The organism is Thermostichus sp. MS-CIW-30, assembly GCF_054058015.1.
Genome location: NZ_JBSRZW010000002.1, coordinates 105,919 through 127,938, shown reverse-complemented (window position 1 = coordinate 127,938; position 22,020 = coordinate 105,919). Strand labels below are relative to the sequence as shown.

Annotated in this window: 21 protein-coding genes; 14 read left to right on the top strand and 7 right to left on the bottom strand. The window is 59.4% G+C overall.

Annotated features, from left to right (window positions below; translation table 11 throughout):
* Positions 1–15: 15 nt before the first annotated feature.
* On the top strand, positions 16–348 hold the full coding sequence (locus ACVWXW_RS01540) for a hypothetical protein (protein WP_414390600.1): 333 nt from the start codon (positions 16–18) through the stop codon (positions 346–348).
* A gap of 57 nt (positions 349–405) precedes the next feature.
* Here the strand turns inward: ACVWXW_RS01540 and ACVWXW_RS01535 are convergent, their stop codons facing one another.
* The 5 genes from ACVWXW_RS01535 to lpdA form a co-directional block, all read right to left on the bottom strand.
* Entirely contained in the window at positions 406–681 is a 276-nt protein-coding gene (locus tag ACVWXW_RS01535; RefSeq protein ID WP_099812344.1) for a hypothetical protein, read from the bottom strand.
* 100 nt (positions 682–781) lie between these two features.
* Complete coding sequence (gene mutY, locus ACVWXW_RS01530; RefSeq protein ID WP_457402382.1) at positions 782–1,855, bottom strand: A/G-specific adenine glycosylase; 1,074 nt, start codon at positions 1,853–1,855, stop codon at positions 782–784.
* An 85-nt stretch (positions 1,856–1,940) separates the two neighbouring features.
* The gene (locus ACVWXW_RS01525; protein ID WP_011432392.1) at positions 1,941–2,078 is read right to left on the bottom strand and encodes a hypothetical protein; all 138 of its coding nucleotides are present in this window, start codon (positions 2,076–2,078) and stop codon (positions 1,941–1,943) included.
* Between the two features lie 233 nt (positions 2,079–2,311).
* Complete coding sequence (locus ACVWXW_RS01520; RefSeq protein ID WP_457402381.1) at positions 2,312–3,640, bottom strand: class I SAM-dependent methyltransferase; 1,329 nt, start codon at positions 3,638–3,640, stop codon at positions 2,312–2,314.
* A 163-nt stretch (positions 3,641–3,803) separates the two neighbouring features.
* Positions 3,804–5,186: a dihydrolipoyl dehydrogenase gene (lpdA, locus tag ACVWXW_RS01515; protein ID WP_457402466.1), complete on the bottom strand. Its 1,383-nt coding sequence runs from the start codon at positions 5,184–5,186 to the stop codon at positions 3,804–3,806.
* A 119-nt stretch (positions 5,187–5,305) separates the two neighbouring features.
* On the opposite strand from lpdA, the gene ACVWXW_RS01510 reads away from it, so the two are divergent.
* The 13 genes from ACVWXW_RS01510 (at position 5,306) to ACVWXW_RS01450 (ending at position 17,292) form a co-directional block, all read left to right on the top strand.
* Positions 5,306–6,088, top strand: a complete 783-nt coding sequence (locus tag ACVWXW_RS01510) for an HAD family hydrolase (protein ID WP_414399981.1) — start codon at positions 5,306–5,308, stop codon at positions 6,086–6,088.
* A complete protein-coding gene (locus tag ACVWXW_RS01505) occupies positions 6,085–6,939 on the top strand; it encodes a M28 family peptidase (RefSeq protein ID WP_457402379.1) in 855 nt (284 codons plus the stop codon). The genes ACVWXW_RS01510 and ACVWXW_RS01505 overlap by 4 nt, the downstream gene beginning before the upstream one ends.
* A 258-nt stretch (positions 6,940–7,197) precedes the next feature.
* On the top strand, positions 7,198–7,959 hold the full coding sequence (locus ACVWXW_RS01500) for a ChaB family protein (protein ID WP_457402377.1): 762 nt from the start codon (positions 7,198–7,200) through the stop codon (positions 7,957–7,959).
* Between the two features lie 153 nt (positions 7,960–8,112).
* Entirely contained in the window at positions 8,113–9,048 is a 936-nt protein-coding gene (locus ACVWXW_RS01495; RefSeq protein WP_011432386.1) for a DnaJ C-terminal domain-containing protein, read from the top strand.
* Complete coding sequence (locus ACVWXW_RS01490) at positions 9,045–9,326, top strand: chaperone modulator CbpM (RefSeq protein ID WP_011432385.1); 282 nt, start codon at positions 9,045–9,047, stop codon at positions 9,324–9,326. The genes ACVWXW_RS01495 and ACVWXW_RS01490 overlap by 4 nt, the downstream gene beginning before the upstream one ends.
* A gap of 43 nt (positions 9,327–9,369) precedes the next feature.
* Entirely contained in the window at positions 9,370–10,119 is a 750-nt protein-coding gene (locus ACVWXW_RS01485; protein ID WP_457402464.1) for a PRC-barrel domain-containing protein, read from the top strand.
* Positions 10,120–10,404: 285 nt separating this feature from the next.
* Positions 10,405–10,830: a 50S ribosomal protein L21 gene (gene rplU / locus ACVWXW_RS01480; RefSeq protein WP_011432383.1), complete on the top strand. Its 426-nt coding sequence runs from the start codon at positions 10,405–10,407 to the stop codon at positions 10,828–10,830.
* A gap of 76 nt (positions 10,831–10,906) precedes the next feature.
* Complete coding sequence (gene rpmA, locus ACVWXW_RS01475; RefSeq protein ID WP_011432382.1) at positions 10,907–11,176, top strand: 50S ribosomal protein L27; 270 nt, start codon at positions 10,907–10,909, stop codon at positions 11,174–11,176.
* 505 nt (positions 11,177–11,681) lie between these two features.
* Complete coding sequence (locus tag ACVWXW_RS01470; protein WP_457402374.1) at positions 11,682–13,172, top strand: cellulose synthase; 1,491 nt, start codon at positions 11,682–11,684, stop codon at positions 13,170–13,172.
* 256 nt (positions 13,173–13,428) lie between these two features.
* Positions 13,429–15,216: an MBL fold metallo-hydrolase gene (locus ACVWXW_RS01465; protein ID WP_414399914.1), complete on the top strand. Its 1,788-nt coding sequence runs from the start codon at positions 13,429–13,431 to the stop codon at positions 15,214–15,216.
* 54 nt (positions 15,217–15,270) lie between these two features.
* Positions 15,271–16,026 carry an ABC transporter ATP-binding protein gene (locus ACVWXW_RS01460; protein WP_457402373.1) on the top strand — a complete coding sequence of 252 codons (756 nt, stop codon included), beginning with the start codon at positions 15,271–15,273 and terminating at the stop codon, positions 16,024–16,026.
* Between the two features lie 202 nt (positions 16,027–16,228).
* Positions 16,229–16,804 (top strand): TIGR04376 family protein, encoded by a 576-nt coding sequence (locus tag ACVWXW_RS01455; RefSeq protein WP_457402371.1) that lies wholly within the window; start codon positions 16,229–16,231, stop codon positions 16,802–16,804.
* Positions 16,805–16,995: 191 nt separating this feature from the next.
* Complete coding sequence (locus ACVWXW_RS01450) at positions 16,996–17,292, top strand: PipX family protein (RefSeq protein WP_011432377.1); 297 nt, start codon at positions 16,996–16,998, stop codon at positions 17,290–17,292.
* A gap of 67 nt (positions 17,293–17,359) precedes the next feature.
* Here ACVWXW_RS01450 and pheS read toward each other — a convergent pair whose 3' ends face one another.
* Positions 17,360–18,361: a phenylalanine--tRNA ligase subunit alpha gene (pheS, locus tag ACVWXW_RS01445; protein ID WP_457402369.1), complete on the bottom strand. Its 1,002-nt coding sequence runs from the start codon at positions 18,359–18,361 to the stop codon at positions 17,360–17,362.
* A gap of 133 nt (positions 18,362–18,494) precedes the next feature.
* Positions 18,495–21,899, bottom strand: coding sequence for a ribonucleoside-triphosphate reductase, adenosylcobalamin-dependent (gene nrdJ / locus ACVWXW_RS01440; RefSeq protein ID WP_457402463.1), 3,405 nt, complete (start codon positions 21,897–21,899; stop codon positions 18,495–18,497).
* Between the last annotated feature and the right edge of the window lie 121 nt (positions 21,900–22,020).

Here is a 22,020-nt window from a genome sequence, read left to right as displayed (position 1 = left end):
AGGGAGGATCCCTGCATGCCCATCCGCGCCCATTCCCCCATTCCCACGACCCAGATGGAAGTGACCAGCATTCGGCTGGAACGTGAGCTGAAGCAGCGGCTGAAGGCGCTGGCCGGAAATCGGGGCTACCAGGCCCTCATACGGGAAATTCTTTGGAGCTATGTCCTACGCCACTCCCAAGGGGCTGCTGCCCTCAGTCCTGAGGATATTCGGGCCAGCTTCCCGGCCACGGCCCACCAAGCCCAATGCTGCGCTCTCACCGGACGGGCCATTCAACCGCAAGAGCCCATGCTGCTGGGGTGGACCACCGATGGGAAGTTTGTCGCCCTCAGCTCCTCCTGCTTTTAAGTTTTGGAGTCTCTCTCCAGTTGGCGAAAGGCTCCACCCGGGACGAATGCCACCCCTTTAGACGCCACGAAGTTCTCGATATTTTCTGGCCCGTTCCTCGGCTGGATCGGGGGCTTGAGCTTTGGCAACTGCCTCCTCCAGTTGGGCCATCACCGTCTCTGCCGGTTCAGCGGAGCGGACGACGTAAAACATTAGGTTAATGGCTTCGTTGGCTGTCAGTTTGAGGGTTTCTTTTCCCTTGGGCACCAGCGCGATCTTGCCATCTGTGGTTGTGATGGCTGTGTGGGATCCCTTGGCCAGAATCTCCCCCGCTTTTTCCAGAGTGACAAGCATATCCGTAGCTCACGGCAGCAGGACATCTACTATCCTATCGAATGTCTTGGGGCAAACGTTCCAGAAGGGTCTAAGCCATTTGGCGGATTGGGTGGGTTCATCATGGGTTGCCATGCTCTGCCAGCCAAGCATACAAGTGGGGAAACAACTTTTGATTGGCCCCTGGGAAGGGAAATTCCGACAGCTCCGCCGGGCTAACCCAGCGCACCTCGCTACATTGCAGGGCTTGGGCTTCTCCGCCCAGGTAGCGGCAGATAAAAGCGATAAGAGTAACGGTGAAATGGGTATAGGCATGTTCGACGGTGGCTAGCGGCGCGACCACCTCGATATCGATGCCGATTTCTTCTTTTACCTCCCGTACTACACACTCAGCAGCCGTTTCTCCCGGCTCGATTTTGCCTCCGGGAAACTCCCACAGCCCGCTGAGCATTGAGCTTTCCAGTCGTCGATCGATAAGGATTTCTTTTCCCCGCAGAACAATGGCAACCGCGATTTGCTTATGAGGACGGGAGGCACGGGGTGCAGACATAGGCAATTGTTGGTGTTGACCTCGATTGTAGGCGCTGCAATCCGCTTGCCAAGGGCACTGGCCACAGTGAGGCTTTTTGGGACGACAGACGGTAGCTCCCAAATCCATCAGGGCTTGGTTAAAAGCCCGTGGCTGCACGGGATCCAACAATTGCTGGGAAAGCTGCCACAACAGGGGCAGACACTGGGCCGGAGGCTGTTGCAAAGCCACCAAGCGAGCCAACACCCGCTTAACGTTGCCATCCAAAATGGGCAAAGGCTGATCGAAGGCAGCGCTGAGAATACCGCCGGCTGTGGTGCGCCCGATCCCCGGCAGAGCCAGCACCTGCTCCAAATCCCTGGGGAACTCGCCGTTCCGTTCCCGCACCAGGATTTGGGCGGCTTTGTGCAAGTTCAGGGCCCGCCGGTAGTAGCCTAGGCCCTCCCACAGTTTCAGCACCTGCTGCTGGGGGGCTGCCGCCAGTGCTGGGATCCCGGGCAGGGTTTGCATCCAGCGCTGAAAGTATGGGATAACTGTTGCCACCTGGGTTTGCTGTAACATCACTTCCGAAACCCAAATGGCGTAAGGATCCCGGGTGCGGCGCCAGGGCAGATCCCGCCCGTGTTCACGGTACCAACGCTGAAGAGACTGCCGCAAGCGTTGCAAAGAAGCCTCGTCCCAATTCCCTACCTTGTCCGGGAGGCTTGCAGCGCAGGAAAAGCTGCCCTTAGCTTCTGGAAGAGGCTGAGACTCAAGCTGCGTAAGCAAAGTGCAAAGCCCACCAGATCAGGGCCGAAACCACACCGGCCACAATTCCTGCCGAGATCAAAACGACAATTGGGCTATCCGCCCCCTTGAACTTCATAATGCCGCGATTGTAGTCAGCCATCCTTGCCTCCTACCAGCTCTGGCGTTGGGGTTGTCAGGGATGTTGATCGGGATCCAGATCTGCCAGCTCTATTCACAGGGAAAGCTGTGGCGAAGATGTCCCAGTAGAGGTGCTCCGCACCGCCGGCGCAAACATGCCTGGGGAGAAGCACCGTCCTCGGTCATGCATGATACAACCTTAGCATGGAACAGACTTTGACCCTGGTGATTTGGACTGTTTGGAATAACCAGAAGCTAGGCAACCCGCAGGACTAACCGGTCTGCTTCCCACTGTCGAAATAGGTTGAGAAGGTGGTCGGCTCTCTCTTCATGGGCAGCCAGGATCTCAGCGCCAGAACGGGCTTGATTGGCCAAGGGCAGCAGCAGCTCCACCACTTGGTAGCGGGTAGAGGCTATCATCTTGCCCGGGATGCGGGCGATAGGCCAGAAAATATCCATCTTCTGGGTCAGGATCTGGGCCGGATCCAGCTTGCCCAACAGATCTGAAAAGGGGATTTTTTGATCCCAGTAGCGCACGCTGCCATAGCGGACAAACAAGGGGTTGAGCTGCCAGCGGGAGCTCTTAAAAAATTCGACTGTAAAGGGATCCCAGTGGTCCACCTTTTTCCCTTGATGGCAACACCAGAAGAGATTTTGCGTGTGATACAGAGGCTCCAGATACTCCATGACCCGCAGTTGGTCGATGCGAGCAAGGGCCTCGTAGCGGCGATGGAACTCCGGGTGGGTGGCGGCAATCAACGGCCTGGCATTCCAATAGTCCAAGTAGGGGGCTACATCGATAAACTCCAGCCCGGCTTGGGCAAGCAAGTCGGGAATCTCGCCGATGTCGAAAGGAATATCATTGGCATGGAAGAAATTATCGACAATGTTTTCATCTTGTCCATAGTATTCTTGGTGAGCCTTGGCGTGCTTGGCCAAAAGGGAATTGGGGCTGGCTCCCTTCAGCAGTTGCCGCACAAATTCGATCTTTTCTGGGGTTGCAGGTGGGGTGATGCCCAACAACTCCAAGGCTCGCCGAATGCGGTACAGATGCCAACGGCCGGAACGGTTGTAGAGCATCAGCGCCATCACCCCATCGGGAGCCAACCGCGATGCCAGATTGCTCAAAGCCTTCACCGGATCTGCAGTGTGGTGAATCACGCCGTAGGAGCTGATCATGTCGAAGCTGCCTTCGGGCCAAGTAGAGGGATCCAGCAGATCCCCGTACTGCACAGAGCAGTTGCGTAGGCCGTGGTGCTTAATTCGCTTTTGGGCAATCTCTAGGGCCGGGCGGCTGATGTCGATCCCGACCACCGACCCATAGCCGGGGTTGCTGGCGGCAATGCCATGCACCTCCCAGCCGGTGCCACACCCGGCCACCAAAAACCTGGCTCCTGCGGGCTCTTGCAGCCTACGGGTGCGGGCGTACTGCGCCAAGGTATAGCTGCCCAGACTGGAGAAGCCCTCAAAGGGCCGGTCGTAAGGAATAGGAGGATAGGGGAAAGTCTCGTACTGGGCCTGCACCGCCCGGGTAATCTCGGCTTCGCTCACCAAAAGCACTTCCTCCCACGCGTTCTCCCCCATCCTAAGGTCTTCTTGACGCTTTGAGCCGGGAGATCTTGCTGGGTTGCCCGTCTGAGAACCTGGCCCTTCACAGCCTGGTTGTAAACCCCGCCGGAGGCAGAGCGGGCGGGACGGAGTCCTCACAAAACCGAGTGAGGCAGGCGACCCTCTGCCGAGCCGTTGGCTAAGGCCCTGCCAGAGCGTGAGTTGCCCGCTTGTAGGCTTCCTCCAGCGTCTCTGCCAAGGTGGGGTGAACGTGCACCAAGCCGGCCAGTTCTCGCACCGTGGCCCGGCGAGCAATGGCCTGAGCTGCCTCGTGAATCAAATCCGCCGCATGGGGCCCGAAGATATGGGATCCCAGCAATAGGCCGGTACTCTTGTCGAAGACCAGCTTGACCATGCCCTCCGTCTCTCCCGAAGCAATAGCCTTGGAGTTGCCGCCAAAGTAGGTGCGCACCGTGCCTACGCTGTAGCCTTCTTCCTTGGCCTGAGGCTCGGTCAGCCCTACAAAACCCATTTCCGGGTGAGTGAACACCGCTGCCGGGATGCTGAGGTAGTCCATGTAGGCAGTACGGCCACAGATGTTTTCCACGGCCACTCTCCCCTGGGCTGCCGCTGCGTGGGCCAACATCATTTTGCCTGTCACATCCCCAATGGCCCAGAGGTGAGGCAAATCGGTGGCCATGCGGCTATCGACGGGGATGAACCCCCGTTTGCCGGTGTCGATGCCCAGCTCGGCCAAGCCCAGCCCCTCTGAGACCGGGATCCGACCGGCAGCCACCAAGCAGCCATCCACCTGCAGCGTCTCGCCGTTGGAGAGGTGAATCGTTACTGGCTGGCCAGGGATCACCTGCTTGGCCGTGATCCCCACGTAGGTCTGGATTTGCCTGGGCTTAATCAGCACCCGCTGGGCCAGGCGGGCAATATCGGGGTCAAAGGCCGGCATCAGGGTCTCCAGGGCTTCGATGAGGATGACCTGGGATCCCAGGGCGGTGTAGATGTCGGCAAACTCCTGGCCGATGTAGCCGCTGCCGATAATGGCCAGCCGCTCCGGGATCCACTCCAGCCGCACCGCCTCGTCGCTGGTAAACACCGTCCGCCCATCCACCTCGATGCCAGGGGGCACAAAGGGGCGGGAGCCCGTAGCAAGAATAACATCCTGCGCCGTGTAGGTATAGGATCCCTTCTCTTCCTGGACTTCCACCTGCTGGGGTGCCACCAACTTGCCTCGCCCTCTCAGGATTGTTACCCCCAGCTTCTCCAGCGAGCGAGTCATGTCGGCGCGGATCTTCTCCACCACTTGGGCAGCATGATTGGCAATAGCCTCTCGGTTCACCTGAAGGGATCCCACTTGGATGCCCAGCCCAGAGCTATGTTGCAGTTCCCGCAGGCGTCCTGAGGCGGCCAGCAGAGCCTTGGAGGGGATGCAGCCGCGGTTGATGCAGGTGCCGCCCATTTCTGCACCTTCAACGATGGCGGTCTTCAGGCCAGATTCGACCGCATGTAAAGCAGCGCCGTGGCCGCCGACGCCGGCACCGATGATGATTACGTCAAAATCGAAGCTCATGGCGAGATTGGATAACCAGTGCCTCATTTTCTCACCTTGTTGGCCTTCCCAGAAACCTGGCTAGGGGCACCCAAGCCATGCAGTAGCATAGAGTCGCTTGTAGGCGGGTGGGGGTACACATGACACTCCAAGCTTTGATCTTCGATGTGGACGGCACGCTGGCGGACACGGAGCGGGATGGTCATCGCGTGGCCTTTAACGCTGCCTTTGCCGAGGCAGGGCTGGACTGGCACTGGTCGGTGGAGCTCTACGGCCAACTCCTGGCCATTACGGGGGGCAAAGAGCGCATTCGCCATTTCGTTGCAACCTGCCAGCCGCCGCTACCCCCTGGTGAAGATTTAAATGCCCTCATTGCCCGGCTGCACCAGGCCAAAACCCGCCACTACACTGCCCTATTGGCCCAAGGGGGGATCCCACTCCGCCCAGGGGTGAAGCGCCTCCTGCAGGAGGCCAGAGCTGCTGGGATCCGCTTGGCCATTGCCACCACCACCACGCCGGAAAATGTAACAGCCCTTTTGGAGCACACACTGCCGGAGAGCCTAAGCTGGTTTGAAGTGATCGCTGCCGGCGATATTGTCCCCGCCAAAAAGCCCGCCCCCGACATCTACTTCTACACCCTGGAACAGATGGGGCTGCCCCCCCAGGCCTGCCTGGCCTTTGAAGACTCGGAGAATGGGCTGCGCTCGGCCCAGCAGGCCGGTATTCCCACTGTGGTGACGGTAAACGACTATACCCGGGATCAGGATTTTTCCGGGGCGGCTCTGGTGCTGGATCACCTGGGGGAGCCTGAGGATCCGTTTCGGGTGTTGGCGGGAACGGTGGGATCCCACCGCTACTTCACCCTGGAGTTGGCCCGACAGATCCATGCTCAAGTTGCCCGGTCTGGAGTGGGAAGCTCATGATGGCGTCAGATCTCCAAGACCTGCAGCAGCGCCTAGAGGCCCATCTGCGCCAGGTGGCCCAGCCGCGGGATCCCGACTGGTCGCCCTTGGGCCATCAGCAGGTGGAGCGCTACATCCAAGAGCAGCTCTCTGGCTGGGGATCCCTGGAGTCCTTCCCCTTTGAGGCCGGTGGCCGCCTGCACCGCAACTGGATCTTGAAATTGCCGGGATCCCGTTCTGGCCGCCAACCCATCCTCATCGGAGCCCACTTTGACGCTGCCCCGGCAACCCCTGGAGCAGACGACAACGCCAGCGGCATAGCGGTGTTGCTGGAATTGGCCCGCCATTTTGCCGCCAACCCTGCCCCTTCCCCCCTGTGGCTGGTGGCTTTTGACCTGGAGGAGCGGGGGATGGTGGGCAGTGGGGCTTACGCCCAGTTTCTTCAACGTCAGAGGCAATCCCTACGGCTGATGCTGTCTTTGGAAATGCTGGGCTACCGGGATCCCGCCCCCGGATCCCAGGACTATCCCGCCGGCCTTGAGAAGCTTTACCCCAACCGGGGAGATTACATTGGCCTTATTGGCAACTGGCCCACCTGGGGGGATCTGCTCAAGCTGCAGCATGATTTTCAGAAAGCGGGGATCCCTTGTTGCTGGCTGCTGGCCGGGCAGCGAGGCTTGATCCTACCTGCCACTCGCCTGAGCGACCACTCCCCCTTTTGGGATGCGGGCTACGCCGCCGTTATGGTTACCGACACCGCCTTCTTGCGCAACCCCCACTACCACAAGCTGAGCGATACCTTGGAAACCCTAGATCCAGATTTCCTGACGGGGGTCTGCCAGGGCTTGATGGCCGGGATCCGCTCGCTGTAGCTCTTCCAAACACCACAGTCGTTCAACAACAAGTAGCGTGCGTTAAGTCCTAACTCCCCTCTCTCTGGAAGGAGGCTGGGGGTAAGGGTAGAGTTGGCATCCTCAGTACGGAGATTTCTCCAGGGGGTTCGCGATTCTTCGACTGGATCCTTTGTTGATGAGGGGAGACAATGGATGAGAGTAGTAAGACGAGAGTAGTAGCAGGGAAAAGGTTAAAAAACCTGCCTTGGCACTGTAAAACTCAGCAGGAGATTGCGTATGAGCGCTTTTGCCCAAGCTCCCAAAAAGTGTGTTTCCGCCGCTTTCAAAGAAGAGGTCAAGCTGCAAGAGTGTATCCAGCGGCTTTTGAACCGTGGCATTCCCAACGATTGCATCTCCATTATTGGCCGCAACTTTCAAACCGAAGCCAAAATTACCGGGTTTATCACCCGCAAAGAGGTGGTTCTGGACGGTCTGACCAATGGGGCCATCTATGGATCCCTGTTCGGATCCCTGCTGGGGCTGCTCACTGGCGTGGGGGTGCTGTTCATTCCCTTTTTGGGGGCAGTGGTGGCCGCTGGGCCTCTGGGAGCCGCTTTGTTGGGGGCAACGGGCGGCGCTTTGTACGGAGCACTGGGAGCGGGCCTGGGATCCGCCCTGATTGCCTTGGGTATGCCGCAGGAGAAAGCCGCCATCTACCAAACCCGGGTACAGGCGGGCGAGTTCTTGTTGGTGGTGCAAGTACCGGAAGAGAAGTCGGGCGAAATTTACTGGCTGCTGCAGAGTGCTGGCGGAGAGGAAGTTTCCATTGCCGACTTGAACTTGCCCGGTGAGCCAGAGGGAGACTTAACCCCAGAGAGCATCTCGCCGGAAATCCGCGCTGACCTCTCGGAAGAAGCGCAGCAAACCTTTGTGGAAGCCTACAACCAAGCCAAACAAGAGAGCAATAACTCCACCCATGCACTCCTCAAAGCTTGGGAAAAGGTCAAGCAAATTTTCACACGAGATGAGAAAGGGATCTTCTCCAAACGCAAGCCCTAGCCCAAAAAGTTTCCGAAGTAGCGAGAGCACAGTAAAGCGCCATCTCGCCGCTCTGCCTGTACGTGTTCTGGGTCTGCTCCAATTTTTTAGCTGCAACCTTATATCCTGAGAATAGCCCGAAAAACTCTAACCTAACCTTGCAGGGGTGAGCCTATGGCTGCGAGTGACTTCAAGGATTATTACAAGATCCTGGGCGTCAGCAGAGATGCCTCTGCCGAGGAAATCAAGCGCGTCTATCGCAAGCTGGCCCGCCAGTATCACCCCGACGTGAACCCCGGCAACAAGGCGGCAGAGGAACGCTTTAAGGAGATCAACGAAGCCTACGAGGTGCTCTCTGATCCAGAGAAGCGGCGGCGCTACGACCAGTTTGGGCAGTACTGGCAGCGGGTGGGTACTGGTTCTGCGGCTGGAATGCCGGGCATGGAGGGCTTCGCCCAATACGCCAGCTTCGAGGAGTTTATCAACGAGCTGCTGGGCCGTATGGGATCCCGCCGCAGCGGGTTCCAGGGCTTCGCCGGCGGCTTTGGGCCGTTTGTTTCGGTGGATTTGCCGGGGCAGGATGTGGAGGGCACTCTGGGTCTCAGCTGGGCAGAAGCTTTCCACGGCACCCAGAAACGGCTGAACCTAGATGGAGAAACGCTAACTATCCGCATTCCCCCCGGCGCTAAGCCGGGCAGTCGCATCCGCGTCAAGGGCAAAGGCCAGGTCAGCCCCTTTGGCGGGCCAAGAGGGGATCTCTACCTCACCCTGGAGCTGCCCCCCCATCCCTTCTTCCGCTTTGACGGAGACAACCTGCTCTGCGAGCTGCCCATTACTCCTGACGAGGCGGCTTTGGGAGGGACGGCGGAAGTTCCCACCCCTACGGGTCGCGTGCAACTGAGGATCCCTGCCGGGGTAGACAGCGGCCAAACCCTGCGGCTGCGGGGCCAAGGCTGGCGGGATCCCCAAGGCCAGCGGAGCGACCTGCTGGTGCGGCTGAAGGTGGTGGCGCCCAAATCCCTTTCCCAGACCGAGCGGGATCTCTACGAAAAGCTGCGGCAAAGCCGTAGCTGGGATCCCCGCGCCCACTTGCAGGAGGTGAGTCTATGAGTTTGGCCATTGTGCGGGTAGAAGAACGGCTCTATACCTTCGAGCAGGCCACGGAACTGCTGGGGATCCCTCCCCACCTGCTGGAATGGCTGCTGGCCCAAGGCTTAGTGGAGGCCGAGAGCAGCTACCTGACCCCCCAACAGCTCAGGCGGTTGTTGCAAATGAGCCGCCTACACCGAGACTTGGGGCTTAACTGGACGGGGGCAGCGATGGTCTTGGACATGGCTCAGGAAATTGCCCGGCTCAGGGGGCAACTGCGCCACTACCGCGGATTTTGAGGCTGCCCAGCTAACCCATCAAGGAGATAACTCGATGAACCCTATGGAACAGATCATCCGACGTAGCCAGGTGGTGGGCCTGCTGGCCCTCGATGGCAGCACTGCTACCGCCTTGGGCACTGTAGAAGAAGTCTGGGTTGACCCAACAGGGCGGGTATGCTACTTCACCAGCCAGCAGGGATACACCCCTCTGGAGCAGATTTCTCTGATCGGGCCAGACGCGCTGCTGACCTACTCTACCGTTTTTGCTACCCCCCTAACCCCCATCAGCTCTCTTTACCGTCGCACAGTGCGCATTGGGAATCGAGAGGTCGGCTGGATTGAGGATTTTCTCTTTGACTGGGAGACTGGAGCGATTGCCGCCTACATTCTGGGTGGCAGCATTGCCGAGCCTTGGGGGGGGCGCGCCGTTCTCCTGCCTGAGGACGTGGAAGCCATTGATGTGGACGCGGTGGTGGTTAAGGAGGATGCTCCGCAACGGCTGAAATCGGAAGCAGAAGGCTTGAAGAACTTTTGGAGCGAAAAATCTCGGCAGGTGAAACAGCTTATCCAGCGCATGGGGGATCGCCTCAAGGCGTTGGTTGGCCCACAGGATCCGCCGGAGGTGGTGCGCGTTAAGGTGAAGCAGGTGCGGGACGAGCTGGCCAAAGGGGGCAAGTTCGATCTCTCCCTACTGGACGAGGCGGCAGAGTTTCTGCAACACAAGTGGGAAACCTGGCAACATCGCCTCAGCCGCGCCGCTCAGCGCATGCAGGCTGCCCTTCAGGCTGCTTGGGAGAAGCTGACCGAATAGCAAAGAATGACTCTGCAACCTCTGGCCTGCGGTCGCCTCAGATGCTGCACATTTGCTTCCCAACTGCTTCCCAACTCCCCTCTTCCTCTGGGAAAGGGGCTGGGGGGCAACAGCATGAGGTGCTTGGGGAGTCCGTCCCACTGCTCGACCGGAACTGTTGCAAGCCAGTCCTCGACCAAACCCAGCTGACGGACGGCGGCTTTTTCGGCTACGATCTAAGATCGCTGTCAATGCTCGGATCAGGTTTCAAGACCCCCGCAGGGCACCTGTACGGCAGGGAGAAAGATGACTTACGCAATTGTGGAAACCGGCGGTAAGCAGCTTTGGGTGGAGCCGGGGCGTTTTTACGAGGTCGATCGCCTGGCGGAAGTGGAGGAGAACAGCCCCTTCGATTTGTCTCGTGTGCTGTTGATCAACCACGAGGGACAAATCACGTTGGGGCATCCCTACGTTTCGGAGGCGGTCGTCAGGGCACGGGTTTTACAGCATCGGCGCGGCGATAAAATCATCGTCTACAAGATGAGGCCAAAGAAAAAGACCCGCAAAAAGAGGGGTCATCGGCAACCGCTGACCCGTCTGCTGATCGAGTCTATTGAACTCAATGGGGTGCCCCTAGCCACGGCACCATCCCGTACGGAAGCGGCTCCAGAGTCTAACCCAGAGGCAGCCCCTTCGGCAGCGGCGACAGGGATCCCTGCGGATGAGGAATAAACTCTGAACTCAGGTGTCCTGAATCCCGATTTTTTTATCTCGTTTCTGTTGATCACGCAGTTGCATAGGAGGCGTTATGGCTCATAAGAAGGGAACGGGCAGCACTCGCAACGGTCGAGATTCCAATGCCAAGCGGCTGGGGGTGAAGCGCTATGGGGGCGAGCTGGTGCATCCCGGCCACATTCTGGTCAGGCAGCGGGGCACCAAGTTTCACCCAGGGGTGAACGTGCGCATCGGCGGCGACGACACCTTGTATTCTGTGGTCACCGGCATTGTGACTTTTGAGCGCTATGGCAAGTGGCGGCAAAAGGTGAGTGTCTACCCAGCTGAGGTGGCTGCCCAGTAGGGAAAGGCCCAGCTTTGAAACTGCCTGGGAGAGCATGACTCTAGTCAATAATAAGCTCAACTATACTGAAAATAATGTATAATATGTTCAGTACGGATTACTACCAGTTGATCTTTCTGTTTACTTTCGAGTCTGCCAACATGGTAGCCAAAGCAAAGCAGAAAATTGGTAGTAAGACGACACGGAAACTGCGCTTTGGGTATTCTACTCAAAGCTTTGCGGGATACCGCCATTCTGTTTGGAAACAAACAGAATGCTATCGCTGCATAGTTGAACAGTGATGTTCAGCAGTGCTCAGCGTAAATGTATCAGTTTCTTCCGCAAGAGAAGATTCTCGCTTCTGTCGACCAAGCTGCTTGCCGGGCTGAAAACTGTCTGCTCCAGAGCAGACAGGGTTTTGCTGTTGCTGGTTCCTGAACTTTTTTCGTTCTTGAGGATTGGGGCCAGCCGGAAGAGAAGAGGAGCTAGGGATCCCTGACCCTTCAAGGGCGAAAATGGCAAAAGCGTGGAAGGCAGAAAGCTGATGCGGGTGTATTTGTTTCGCTGGGCAGGGTTGCTTCACCTCATTGCCGGGGTGATGTACCTCTACTGGCGACTGACAGCCGGGTTGATGGATTTGGGATCCCTTTTGTTTTGGGGGGCAGAGCTGTATGTTTGGCTGGCGGCGGTGGGCTTTACCCTCAGCCGCTATCCCCAAGTGCCGAGAGAGACGATCCCATCCCCAGAGGTCCTGCGGCGGTCGTTTTTCCAGTTACCGCGAGTGGATGTGCTGGTGATGCGCCAGTGGGATTCCGTAGAGGCAACCCGGCAAACAGTGCTTTCGGCTCTGCACCTCGACTACCCTTGGGAGCGGTTGTTTGTCCACATTGTGGATCGGGTAGAGGATGAGGAGATGGCCAAGGCGGCGCGGGCCATTCCCTGCGAATACTGGGCCTGCCCTAGCCCCACAGCCGACCCCCTGGCTTACGCGATGGGATCCCCTCATATCCAAGGGGAGTATCTCCTCCTAGTACAGCCGGGCCATTTTCTCGAGCGGGACTTCCTGTGGCAGACCTTGCCCCACTTTTACGACTCGCCGGAGCGGGCTCCAATTGTCAACCGAACTGGCTTTGTGCAGGCAATGCTGCGCACCCTAGGCCAGCCCAGAGCCGTTCACCCACTGCAGCAGCTCTTGGCGGTGGGATCCGAAGGGTATCAGGCGGCACCCCTGTTGGGTTCTGGCTGTCTCATCCGGCGCAAGGCTTTGGAAGGGATCCCGCGGATTGACATTCGTCGCCCTGTGCAGTTGGGGTGTCAGATGCACTGCCGCGGCTGGCAGTCTCAATTGGTTCGCCAAACCCAGGTTACGGGTGTTTTGTTGCCCTTGCGCAACCGCCGCGTTGCTTTGCTGGCTTTGTTTTCGGCCTTGAGGGAAAATCCCTTCTGGGGCAAGCCGACCACACAGCAGCAGCGCTTTCAATACCTGTGGCTGGCCCTCTGGGCTGCCGGTGGGATGGCGGAGCTGGTCTACTTGGCGGTGCCGATGGTCTTTCTCTGCACGGGGTGGATGCCGGTGCCGGCCTTTGACCGGGTCTTCTTCGCGTGGTTTTTGCCTTATGCTCTCCTGGGGCGCATCAGTTGGCTCTTGGCCTTTCCCCCCCATCTGTGGGGGGCAGCTTGGCAGTCGGAACGGCAGACGGGCAGCCAGTTTTTTCAGTCCATCCAGGCGCTGGTGCAAAGTCTGCAGGGAGTGCCCCCCTATCCCGAGCAGCCTTCCCAGCTCTCCTTGGGGCCTCAGGCTCTGGCTATTGTGCTGACTTTTCTGGCTATGGGGGTGGGATCCCTGCGTTTTGCCGGCAGTTGGGATCCCTCTTGGCCTGAGCTGCTGTTTGGCTTGGTCTGGGCCTTCTACAACCTGATGATCCTGACGGTGCGCCCCGACGATCACGATTTTGCCGGCTTTGCTTTTCCCAGCAGCAGCGCCGCTGCGGCGACAGAAGAGAGCGCCGACCCATAGGCTGCCAAGCCAAGACAAGTTCATCGCAAAACCAAATCCCCACATCCATTCAGCTGCTGCATGGATGAAATGGCAGGCTGCCGCGGCAGATGGTGGGCAAACGCTATGCTGTGAGAAGTGTAGGATAAGTAGATCGGCACAGGTTGTCTCCAACTCTCCGGGGAGGTGTACCGGTGGAGAGGGGGGATCCCTGGCCAAGTCGCCCCTCCTGTTTGCAGGATTGAACGCGGTCTTCTAGGTTCAGAACGACACACCTGTGGAGTCAGAGAGACCCCCCCTTCGACTGCTCCCCCTGGGTACGGATCCCTGGCAGCAGGGCTGTGCCTATTGGCTGGAGATGGGATCCCACCGTTTGCTTCTCGATTGCGGGTTGCCCGCTCCTGCCCTCTTTAAGGCTCTGCCAGGGATCCCGGATGCGGTAATCTGCAGCCATGCTCACTTTGACCATGTGCAAGGGCTACCTGCTTTTCATCGTCGTTACCCTCAGGTACCTCTCTACGCCACGCCGGTGACTGCTCATTTGGCCGCTGGTCTGTGGGAGTGTGGCGTTTGGCCAGGCTACGACCGGGACATTCGCTTTCCCCCCTTTCGGGCGCTGCCTTTGGGCCGGGCGCGAGAGATTTTGCCCCATCTGATGCTCACTTTCTTTGCGGCTGGGCATCTGCCGGGAGCGGCGGCAACCCTGCTGCAAAATACCCAAACCACTCCGGCCCAAGCCTGCGTGTACACGGGCGACTGTTCCCTGGCCTCAACTCGCTTTGCCCCCGGCTTGGATCTCATTGCTTTGCGCCACTGGCAGCCGGACGTGTTGCTCATCGAGGCTTCGCTGGGATCCACCCGCCATCCACCCCGTCGTCACCTGGAAAATCGCCTGGTGGAGCGGTTGCTCAGCGCCTTGGAAGCGGGGCAAACGGTGCTGTTTCCCCTGCCAGTGTTGGGGTTGGGGCAGGAGCTGATCTTTCTCCTCAAAGCCCACCACCGCTTTACCCAAGCCCCCCAAGAGCTCAAGATATGGGTGGCGCCGGGGCTGGCGGCAGGCTGCAATCTCTACGAGCGCTTGCTCACCTACCTGCCGGAGCCGGTGCGCAATTTCGCCACCTACCAGCCCTTGTTCTGGGAAGACCGCCTGCAGCCGCGGGTTCAGCCCCTTACCGAAGCGGATCCTCTGCCCCAAGGCTTGCTGCTGTGCGACGCCGATGCCGGGCCTGAGGCTTGGGATCCAATTTGGTCGAGGTTGTTGGCCCAACCGCAGCGCTCCTGTCTGCTGGTGCGGCTGCCAGAGGTGGAACTGGCTACCCCGTTTGAGCGTTGGCCGGCGCCGCTGCGCTCCCGCATTGCCGTTGAATGGATAACCTGGCACAGCCACAACGATGTCGGGCATCTCACCCAGATCATCCACACCTTTCGCCCCCAGCATTTGGTCTTGGTTCACGCCGACCCCAAGCAGGCTCAGGATCTGGCGGATCTGCCGGAGCTGTGCAATCGCTACCATGTCCACTGCCCTCAGCCTGGGCATTGGCTGGAGTTGCCCGATGGGCACCTACAAACCCCAGTTAGGCTCGCGGAGCTGAAGGCCGGTTCCCCCGCCGAGATCAGGGATCCCCCTTTGCGCTATGAGGGGGAGGTGGAAGAAGTTTGGCAGGAGCAGGGGTCGCCGCGGACTTTGGCGGGGGTACAGGTGCGTCTGCCCCCCCAGATTACCCAGGATCCCCGTTGGCCGGCCTGGGCCGATACCGGCCTGGTGGAAGCCCGCTGGCAGGGATCCGAACTGGTGCTGCGCGGCCTTTCTCCACGGGAGCTGATCCGCCCGGCAGAGGCTGCCCCTTCTCCAGCAGGGATCGTGCCGCGTCCAAAACAGCCTTCTGTATCCAGTCATCACGGTGGCAAAAAGTGCCAAAATTGTCGCTTTGCCCGCCAGATCTTGACTTCCCAAGCCCAAGCCTTTCGCTGCGATCAGGAACGCTCTCCCCTCTACCGCCTCAGGGTGGATCCCCAGGGGAGCTGCCCCTACCATCAGCCGCAGGAGATCCGCTCTTCCGGTTAGCCGTCAAGCCAGGGAAGCCCAAAGGCTAGAATGGGGCAAGTCGCGGTGCCAACCATGCTTGAGCAAGATTCCTGGGCAAATCATCGCCGTGGGCCGGTCGGATCCCTGGAGCGCCCAGCCGAGGCCTTGGCTGCGGCCAGCCCGCCCGTAGTGCAGATGGTTGGGGTGAACAAAGTCTATCCACTGCCGGAGGGCAGTTTTCAGGCCCTCTACGATATCGACTTGGCGATCCAGCCGGGAGAGTATTGCGCCATCATCGGGCCCTCTGGATCCGGCAAATCCACCCTGATGAACCTCATCGGCTGCTTGGATCGGCCCAGCTCAGGGCGCTACTGGCTGGATGGGGTGGAAGTTTCCACCCTGACCGATCGCGATTTGGCCCACATTCGCAACCAAAAAATCGGCTTTGTCTTCCAGCAGTTCCATCTCCTGCCCGTCTTGACGGCGCTGGAGAACGTCATGCTGCCCTTGGCCTATGCCGGGATCCCGGAGCCGGAGCAACGCCGGCGGGCCAAGCAAGCCCTAGAACAAGTCGGCTTGGGGAGCAAACTGCAGCAGCGTCCGGCCCAACTCTCCGGCGGCCAGCAGCAGCGGGTGGCGATTGCTCGTGCCATTGTCAACCGACCCCAACTGTTGCTGGCTGATGAGCCGACTGGGGCTCTGGATAGCCATACCGGCCAGGAAGTGCTGAACCTTTTTGCGGAGCTCCACCGGCAGGGCATCACCCTGGTCGTGGTCACCCATGACCTTGAAGTAGCCCAGGCCGCCCAGCGCATTATCCGGGTTGGGGATGGCCGTTTGCTGGATTGAGAGGGATCCGCCTGGGGGCAGTTGGGTTCAGGAGAGTTCCCAGTTGCGGTGAACTGGCGTGCCGGATGGATCCCCAGCTTCCCTCTCCCTTTGGGTGAAGGTCAAAGGGAATGTCTTAAACGGGCATGGGATAACCCTATCTAGGATGGCCCAGCTTAGGCTACTCTAAACGCAACTGAGGGCTTGGGAAGAGGATCCGTCCATGAAACTGATCGAAGATATCATCCGATTTTTGGAAACCCGCCTGGAGGAATTTCTCAGGGCCCACCCCGAGATCGAGCTGCAAGCCCTCGATGAGCAGTTGCGCCAGCAGGAATCGGATACCCTGCAGCTGTTGCAGGAAAGCCGCGTCCAAGAGGAGGCTCTCCAAAAAAGCATTCTCAACTTAGCCGAGGAGATTAAAACCTGGCACTTTCGCATTGAGAAGGCGCAGCGGGCCAATCGTCCCGATCTGGCCGAAGGAGCGCGACGCCGGGAAGCTGAGCTGTTGGAGAGGGGCAGCCAGCTATGGAGTCAAATGAAGGCCCAAAAGGAGAAAATCCAACAAATGGAAGCGCTGCTGCCGCAAATTCGCCAGCGCCGCCAAGAAGTGAAGGCTAAGCTTCAGGAGGTAAGAGCCGCGCAAGCCAAAGGCATCGACAACCCGGACCGGAATTTCAGCCCTTGGGGAAAACCTTTCGAGGCTTGGGATGAATTGGAAGAGCAATTTCGTCAGCTAGAGGTGGAAAACGAATTGAATGACACGAAGAGGAAGGTGCGGGAACAGCAGCGGCGGTAACAGCCTGACCCAAAATCTTGTTAGTTTGCTAATGTTGAATCCAGTCGCAACAGCCAAAATCGAGCTGGGCGGAACTTGTGATTTAAGCCCTTGGTCTCAAGAGCCATAGCCACATCATTTCCAGAACTTTCTCTGGCACCGACCGGGAAGAAAAGTCTCTCCTCTCCCCCAAGAGTGATACGCTATTGGGCATGAATGAGTTGTATCTGAATCACCCCACATTTGGTCTGCTCTACAGCCTGTGTCAGGTCGACGAAAATCAGGCTCTCTTCACCACTCTCTACGCCCAAAGGCTCTTTTTTCGGGTTTACTTCAGGCCGCCGGATAACAGCGGGGATCCTGCTGCCATGGAGGAGTTGGTCTTCGATCCGATTAGCCGTAATGAGGCTCGCCAGCTCATCGAAGAGCAAATGCGCCTGCTGCGCCGTGCTGCCCGCCAAGATGAGCTAGAACAATTGCAGTTGATCTACAAGCAAACCTTTTCCTGAAAGAGGGTTTTCTGAAGGTCTTGCAGGGCTCAGGACGAGGGTTTTGTTCCTCAGATAAGATAGCCACCTAAAACTGAGACAGAAAGCGCAGGTCGCTGGTATAAAACAGGCGGATATCCTGAATGCCGTGGAGGAGCATGGCCATCCGCTCAATGCCGATCCCTGCCGCAAATCCGGTGTAGCGCTCCGGGTCGTAGCCCACCGCTTGAAATACATTGGGATCCACCATGCCGCAGCCGAAGATTTCCAGCCATTTCGAGCCAAAGCGCACGTCCATCTCAGCAGAAGGCTCGGTAAAGGGAAAATAGCTGGGCCGAAAGCGGGTTTCTCGCTTGCCCAATAGGCGGGTGATGAAAGTGTTGAGGGTGCCCTTCAGGTCGGAAAAGGTGAGGTTCTCGCCCACCGCCAAAATTTCCATCTGGTGAAACACAGCGGAGTGGGTGGCATCCACGGTATCGCGGCGCATCACCCGACCGGCATGCACAATGCGCAGCGGCGGCTGGTGTTGCTCCATGTAGCGCACCTGCACCGAGGAGGTTTGGGTACGCATCAGGTAGCCATTGGCCAGGTAGAGGGTATCCTGCATATCCCGCGCCGGATGGTCGGCAGGGGTGTTGAGGGCCTCGAAGTTGTAGTACTCCGTCTCGAGCTCAGGCCCATGCACCACGGTGTAGCCCATTCCCACAAAGATATCGAGCATGCGGTCGATGGTGGCCTGCAGCGGATGGATCCGCCCCAGAGGCCGACGGGGCCCGGGCATGGTGACATCTAGGCGCTCTGCTTCTAGGCGGGCCAGCAGTTGAGCTTCGCCAAGGGCCTGTTTGCGCTGCTCCAGACTGGATTGGAGGGCCTCTTTAAAGGTGTTGGCCAAAGCGCCAATGGCAGGCCGTTCTTCTGGGGGCAGCTTCCCCATCCCCCCCAAGATTTTGGAGAGCTTGCCTTTCTTACCCAGGTAGTCGATGCGGATCTGCTCCAAAGCATCCAGATCGGCAGCTTGTTCCACTTGGGCGAGGGCCTCGCTTTGCAGGGTGAGAAGCTGTTGGCAAAGCGTGTCTTTTTCGTCTTGCATGGGGCCGATTCCAAGGGCAGAAGGGATCCCTGGGGTTGTGAGGAGTCCCTACAAAGGTATCACAGGAGGGAGCTCGGTCGCGCCTTTGCATCCGATGGGGTTGGTCAGCAGCAGGGGGAACCCTTTTGGGGAACTAGCTCTGAGGCGCCGAATCTGGCAACAGACACCCCAAAGCATCACACCCCGCCGGCCCCTCTGCTGTCAGGGTCAGGTTGCGGTCGTAGCGGGCCAGGGCCGCGAAGAAGTTATCTGTCCGCCGTCTCTGCTTGACCTCGGCCACCAGCCGCTCATAGGTGGGCTTGTCGATTTTCTCAAAAGGCAGGCGGGGGAAGGGGGCATCGAAGCGGGCCAGCAGCGCTGCGCTGATGTAGCCCTCGTCGTCGCGGATGGCTTCGTAGATACGGGATCCCAGAGCTTCCACCTCGTCCTCCCGCAGCTCGATGGTGGCGGAGGTGTTGTGGGTGGTGTAGTACTTCTGAACCTGCATATAGAAGTCAAACTGGGCCAGGGCCGAGAATTGCTCGATCTCGATCTGGCCAGCACCGGGCAGGTTGGCCCATTCTACTTCCACAGGCAGTTCCACCAGCCATTCGGTACAGCGGGGATCAAAGGGGTCGTTGAGCAAGTTCCCGTTTTCATCTTTGTCCGCCTGAGCAGGTACCACCGAGTAGCCATAGTCCAGACAGGCCAGCGCCACCGGGTCATTTTTGGCAAAGGTGATGCGGCGGATGTAGCGTTGGGCTTTGGGCGGGTGCCAGCCGGGAGAGGCGTTGGTGAGCAGCGACTTGGTGCCGGCGGGCTGAACCGTGGTGCAGCGGTTGGGGCGGCGCAGGCTGTGGCGGTCGCAGTAGTCCCAGACCACGCGGTGGACGATCTCCTTCCAGCGGCTGAGGTATTCCCGCTCCTGCTGCTTGAATTCCTTCCCGATGGGGGTATCGGGTCTCCCTTCCTGCCACCAGCGCAGCCATTCAACCCCAAAGGCTTTGACGCAAAAGTCGAACAGGCCTGTGAACGAGACGCCGACGATGGGATCCCATTCCCGCGAGCGCTGGAAGCGAGGTTCCACAAAGTGGTGGTGGAGCAGAGCTGCCACCGTGAGGGCTCCCGCCGTGAAGGCGTCTTCCTGCTCCTGCCAGTTCTGGGGATCCAGCCGGTTGAGGTGGATCTCGGCCAGATTGCAGTGGAAGTCGAATCCGATGATCTCGCCGCAGTTGTGGACGACTAGCCCGTTTGCATCAAAGCAGCTGGGGCCGGGCACGGTGCAGTCATAGACCGGTTCCACCCCGTCAGGCTCCAGCGCTGCAACCGTGACGGCAAACCGCTCTCGGTTAAGCCGGGGCTGATAGCTGCCCAGCAGTTCGCCTAGCTTCTGGGCTTTGCGGGGTTCGCGGAAGCCCACTACTGCTTGAAACTGGTGCAGGTTGTCCTTAGTGATAACCAGCTCGTGAGCGATAACCAGCTCGTGAGCGATAACCAGCTCGTGCTGCGCGGCTGGCTGGCGCTGGCTGGCGGGCAGCAGGTGATATCCAGCGGGACGGATGGCCGAGACAATCCCCAGGCGGGCAAGCATGCGCTGCACGGCTTTGAGGGTGTCCAGGTTGCTTTGGGAGAGCCGCACGCTAAGCCCCTGCACGCTGCCATCGGCATCAAACAGGCCGCACAAGAAGCCGCGGTGGAAATCGCAGCTGGTGGCCTCGACTGCCGCAGTCATTTCTTTCTGTCCTGGAGCTATGCCGAACTTGGCCGCCAGTCTTGCCAAGCCGGTGGAATGGATAACCCGACACTTCAGCTCAGGGTGATACCAGGTCTCTGGCCGGCGAGGTTCGCACCCCACCGCAGTTTGCAACCGCTGAACCGCATATGGGTTCATCTCGTCTTGGGTATCCTGCCAGTGGCGCAATACAGCTGTGTCGTTCCACTGGGTCGTCGCAAGGCTGCCGTTGCCCAACCAATTCCCCAGGAGCCAGCCTTCCTCCCAGGTTCCCTCACCATCCCACGGGGTTAGATGGCGATGGTTGTGCAGCAGGATGCGGTCGCCCGGGCGCAGGTCTTCTGCCGGCACCCATTCGGTGTACTGTGCTTTTGGGGTCTGGGCGATGACCTTGAGAACCCGATGGTTGCCTGTCAGCCGCAGAGAAAACCCCTCCTCGGTCAACAGCTTGAGCACGGGCTTGGTGCCAGAGTAGAAGAACCCGGCTGGCGTGGTGCTGAATAGCTCGCCGTTGACATAGGTGCTGTGCTGCTTGCCGATAAGGTCTTTCACCTGGCGCGGGCCGTCGCCGGTATGGATCCAGGTGTCGGCCGTAACGCAGGGGTTCAGCCCGTACCGTTGTACCCTATGCCATGCCGGGGGTTGGAGGAACGGAGAGTCGGTAGCTGCCTGCCGCTCTTCTATCCAGCGTCCGGCTCCCTCTGGCCCCTGCGAGGCATAGACGTCGAGGAACTCCCGCTTGAGCTCTGGGGTGTTGAGCAGGTCGGCGTTGGCCCGTGCTACGGCTTCCCCGGCCCACTGGATGGCGCCCTCACCGGAGTAAAACTGCTTCCGCACGGCCTCAACACATTCTTCCCGCGTCGGCTTGCGGTGAAACACCCGCGTGTGGTTAGCCATGCGCAGGGCATCTCGCTCGGGATCAATTCTCCAGTTGCCGTTTTCGTCCTGCTGCCAGAGGTTGTCTTTGGCGGTGGATCCCAGCTGGTCGTCGGCAGCAAACTGACGAATGCCAGCGCTACGACGAATGTTTCCCGCCACCACCACCACCGCCGCCTCGTCGATGAGCAAACAGCACTCCACCGAGTTCAGTTGCCGACCTACCGCCCTGTTGAGGATGGCGGCACAGCGCTCGTACAAGCCGGGCAGCTTAATGGGGTTGGCTACGCCCCCAAACCCTTTCAGCCGCTCCCCAGCCGGGCGGACATCGCTCAAGTCCACTGTCACTTCCACCTGGCCCCCAAAGCTGGGATCCGACGCCAGCTCCAGCAGCGCTTGGTAGGACTCCACCCAGCCGCGGCGGCTGTCCCCCACCTGGATGTGCACCTGGGATCCCTGCCGTTGGATGCGGGTGTGCTCCTGCCGCTCTTCGGGAGGGGTGGTGCCGATGGATCCCTTGACGTGAACCTGAAGGCGGTTGAGGATGGGACGCAAGCGGTTGATGAATTGGGGTTCCAGCACCGCTCCTGTGCCGCAGCCCATCATGGCCAGATCCATCATCAGGCCAAAGGCCCGCCAGTCCACCACCGCCAAACTGGTGCAGTTGTAGGCACCGGAGAAGTTTTCCGGCTTCTGGATCCAGTCGGTGCCCATCACCCACAAGGCTCGACCGGAGATCAACGCCTTCAACTGCCGCTGCAGACGTTCTACCAACTGCCGCTCCTGAGGGGTGAAGCGCCCCAACCGGGCAATATCGGCCAAGGTGCGATCGCAAACCTCGCTCCAAGTCTCGCGGCTGCCATCTGGGCGGCGACGGCTGTAGGTGCGGTAGAACACCGGGCTGGCCGCCGGGGCTGTGGCCGGAAACTCGCCTGGAGGCGCGGCTCCCATCGTCTGGGCGGGATCAAGTCCCTGTACTTCTTTGCTCTGTTCGCCTGAGCGGGACGAAGTCCACACCATAGCCACACCTCCTCTGCAAAGCTCGGTAGTTCCGACTCTTGAGCGCCGGTTG

Excerpts from the sequence above, each read along its gene's own strand:
- ACVWXW_RS01510 (WP_414399981.1), top strand. The coding sequence starts at position 5,306 with ATGACACTCCAAGCTTTGATCTTCGATGTGGACGGCACGCTGGCGGAC.
- rplU (WP_011432383.1), top strand. The coding sequence starts at position 10,405 with ATGACTTACGCAATTGTGGAAACCGGCGGTAAGCAGCTTTGGGTGGAG.
- ACVWXW_RS01505 (WP_457402379.1), top strand. The coding sequence starts at position 6,085 with ATGATGGCGTCAGATCTCCAAGACCTGCAGCAGCGCCTAGAGGCCCAT.
- ACVWXW_RS01485 (WP_457402464.1), top strand. The coding sequence starts at position 9,370 with ATGGAACAGATCATCCGACGTAGCCAGGTGGTGGGCCTGCTGGCCCTC.
- ACVWXW_RS01450 (WP_011432377.1), top strand. The coding sequence starts at position 16,996 with ATGAATGAGTTGTATCTGAATCACCCCACATTTGGTCTGCTCTACAGC.
- ACVWXW_RS01500 (WP_457402377.1), top strand. The coding sequence starts at position 7,198 with ATGAGCGCTTTTGCCCAAGCTCCCAAAAAGTGTGTTTCCGCCGCTTTC.
- ACVWXW_RS01525 (WP_011432392.1), bottom strand. The coding sequence starts at position 2,078 with ATGGCTGACTACAATCGCGGCATTATGAAGTTCAAGGGGGCGGATAGC.
- pheS (WP_457402369.1), bottom strand. The coding sequence starts at position 18,361 with ATGCAAGACGAAAAAGACACGCTTTGCCAACAGCTTCTCACCCTGCAA.
- ACVWXW_RS01540 (WP_414390600.1), top strand. The coding sequence starts at position 16 with ATGCCCATCCGCGCCCATTCCCCCATTCCCACGACCCAGATGGAAGTG.
- rpmA (WP_011432382.1), top strand. The coding sequence starts at position 10,907 with ATGGCTCATAAGAAGGGAACGGGCAGCACTCGCAACGGTCGAGATTCC.
- ACVWXW_RS01455 (WP_457402371.1), top strand. The coding sequence starts at position 16,229 with ATGAAACTGATCGAAGATATCATCCGATTTTTGGAAACCCGCCTGGAG.
- ACVWXW_RS01535 (WP_099812344.1), bottom strand. The coding sequence starts at position 681 with ATGCTTGTCACTCTGGAAAAAGCGGGGGAGATTCTGGCCAAGGGATCC.
- nrdJ (WP_457402463.1), bottom strand. The coding sequence starts at position 21,899 with ATGGGAGCCGCGCCTCCAGGCGAGTTTCCGGCCACAGCCCCGGCGGCC.
- ACVWXW_RS01490 (WP_011432385.1), top strand. The coding sequence starts at position 9,045 with ATGAGTTTGGCCATTGTGCGGGTAGAAGAACGGCTCTATACCTTCGAG.
- ACVWXW_RS01495 (WP_011432386.1), top strand. The coding sequence starts at position 8,113 with ATGGCTGCGAGTGACTTCAAGGATTATTACAAGATCCTGGGCGTCAGC.
- ACVWXW_RS01520 (WP_457402381.1), bottom strand. The coding sequence starts at position 3,640 with ATGGGGGAGAACGCGTGGGAGGAAGTGCTTTTGGTGAGCGAAGCCGAG.
- lpdA (WP_457402466.1), bottom strand. The coding sequence starts at position 5,186 with ATGAGCTTCGATTTTGACGTAATCATCATCGGTGCCGGCGTCGGCGGC.
- ACVWXW_RS01460 (WP_457402373.1), top strand. The coding sequence starts at position 15,271 with ATGCTTGAGCAAGATTCCTGGGCAAATCATCGCCGTGGGCCGGTCGGA.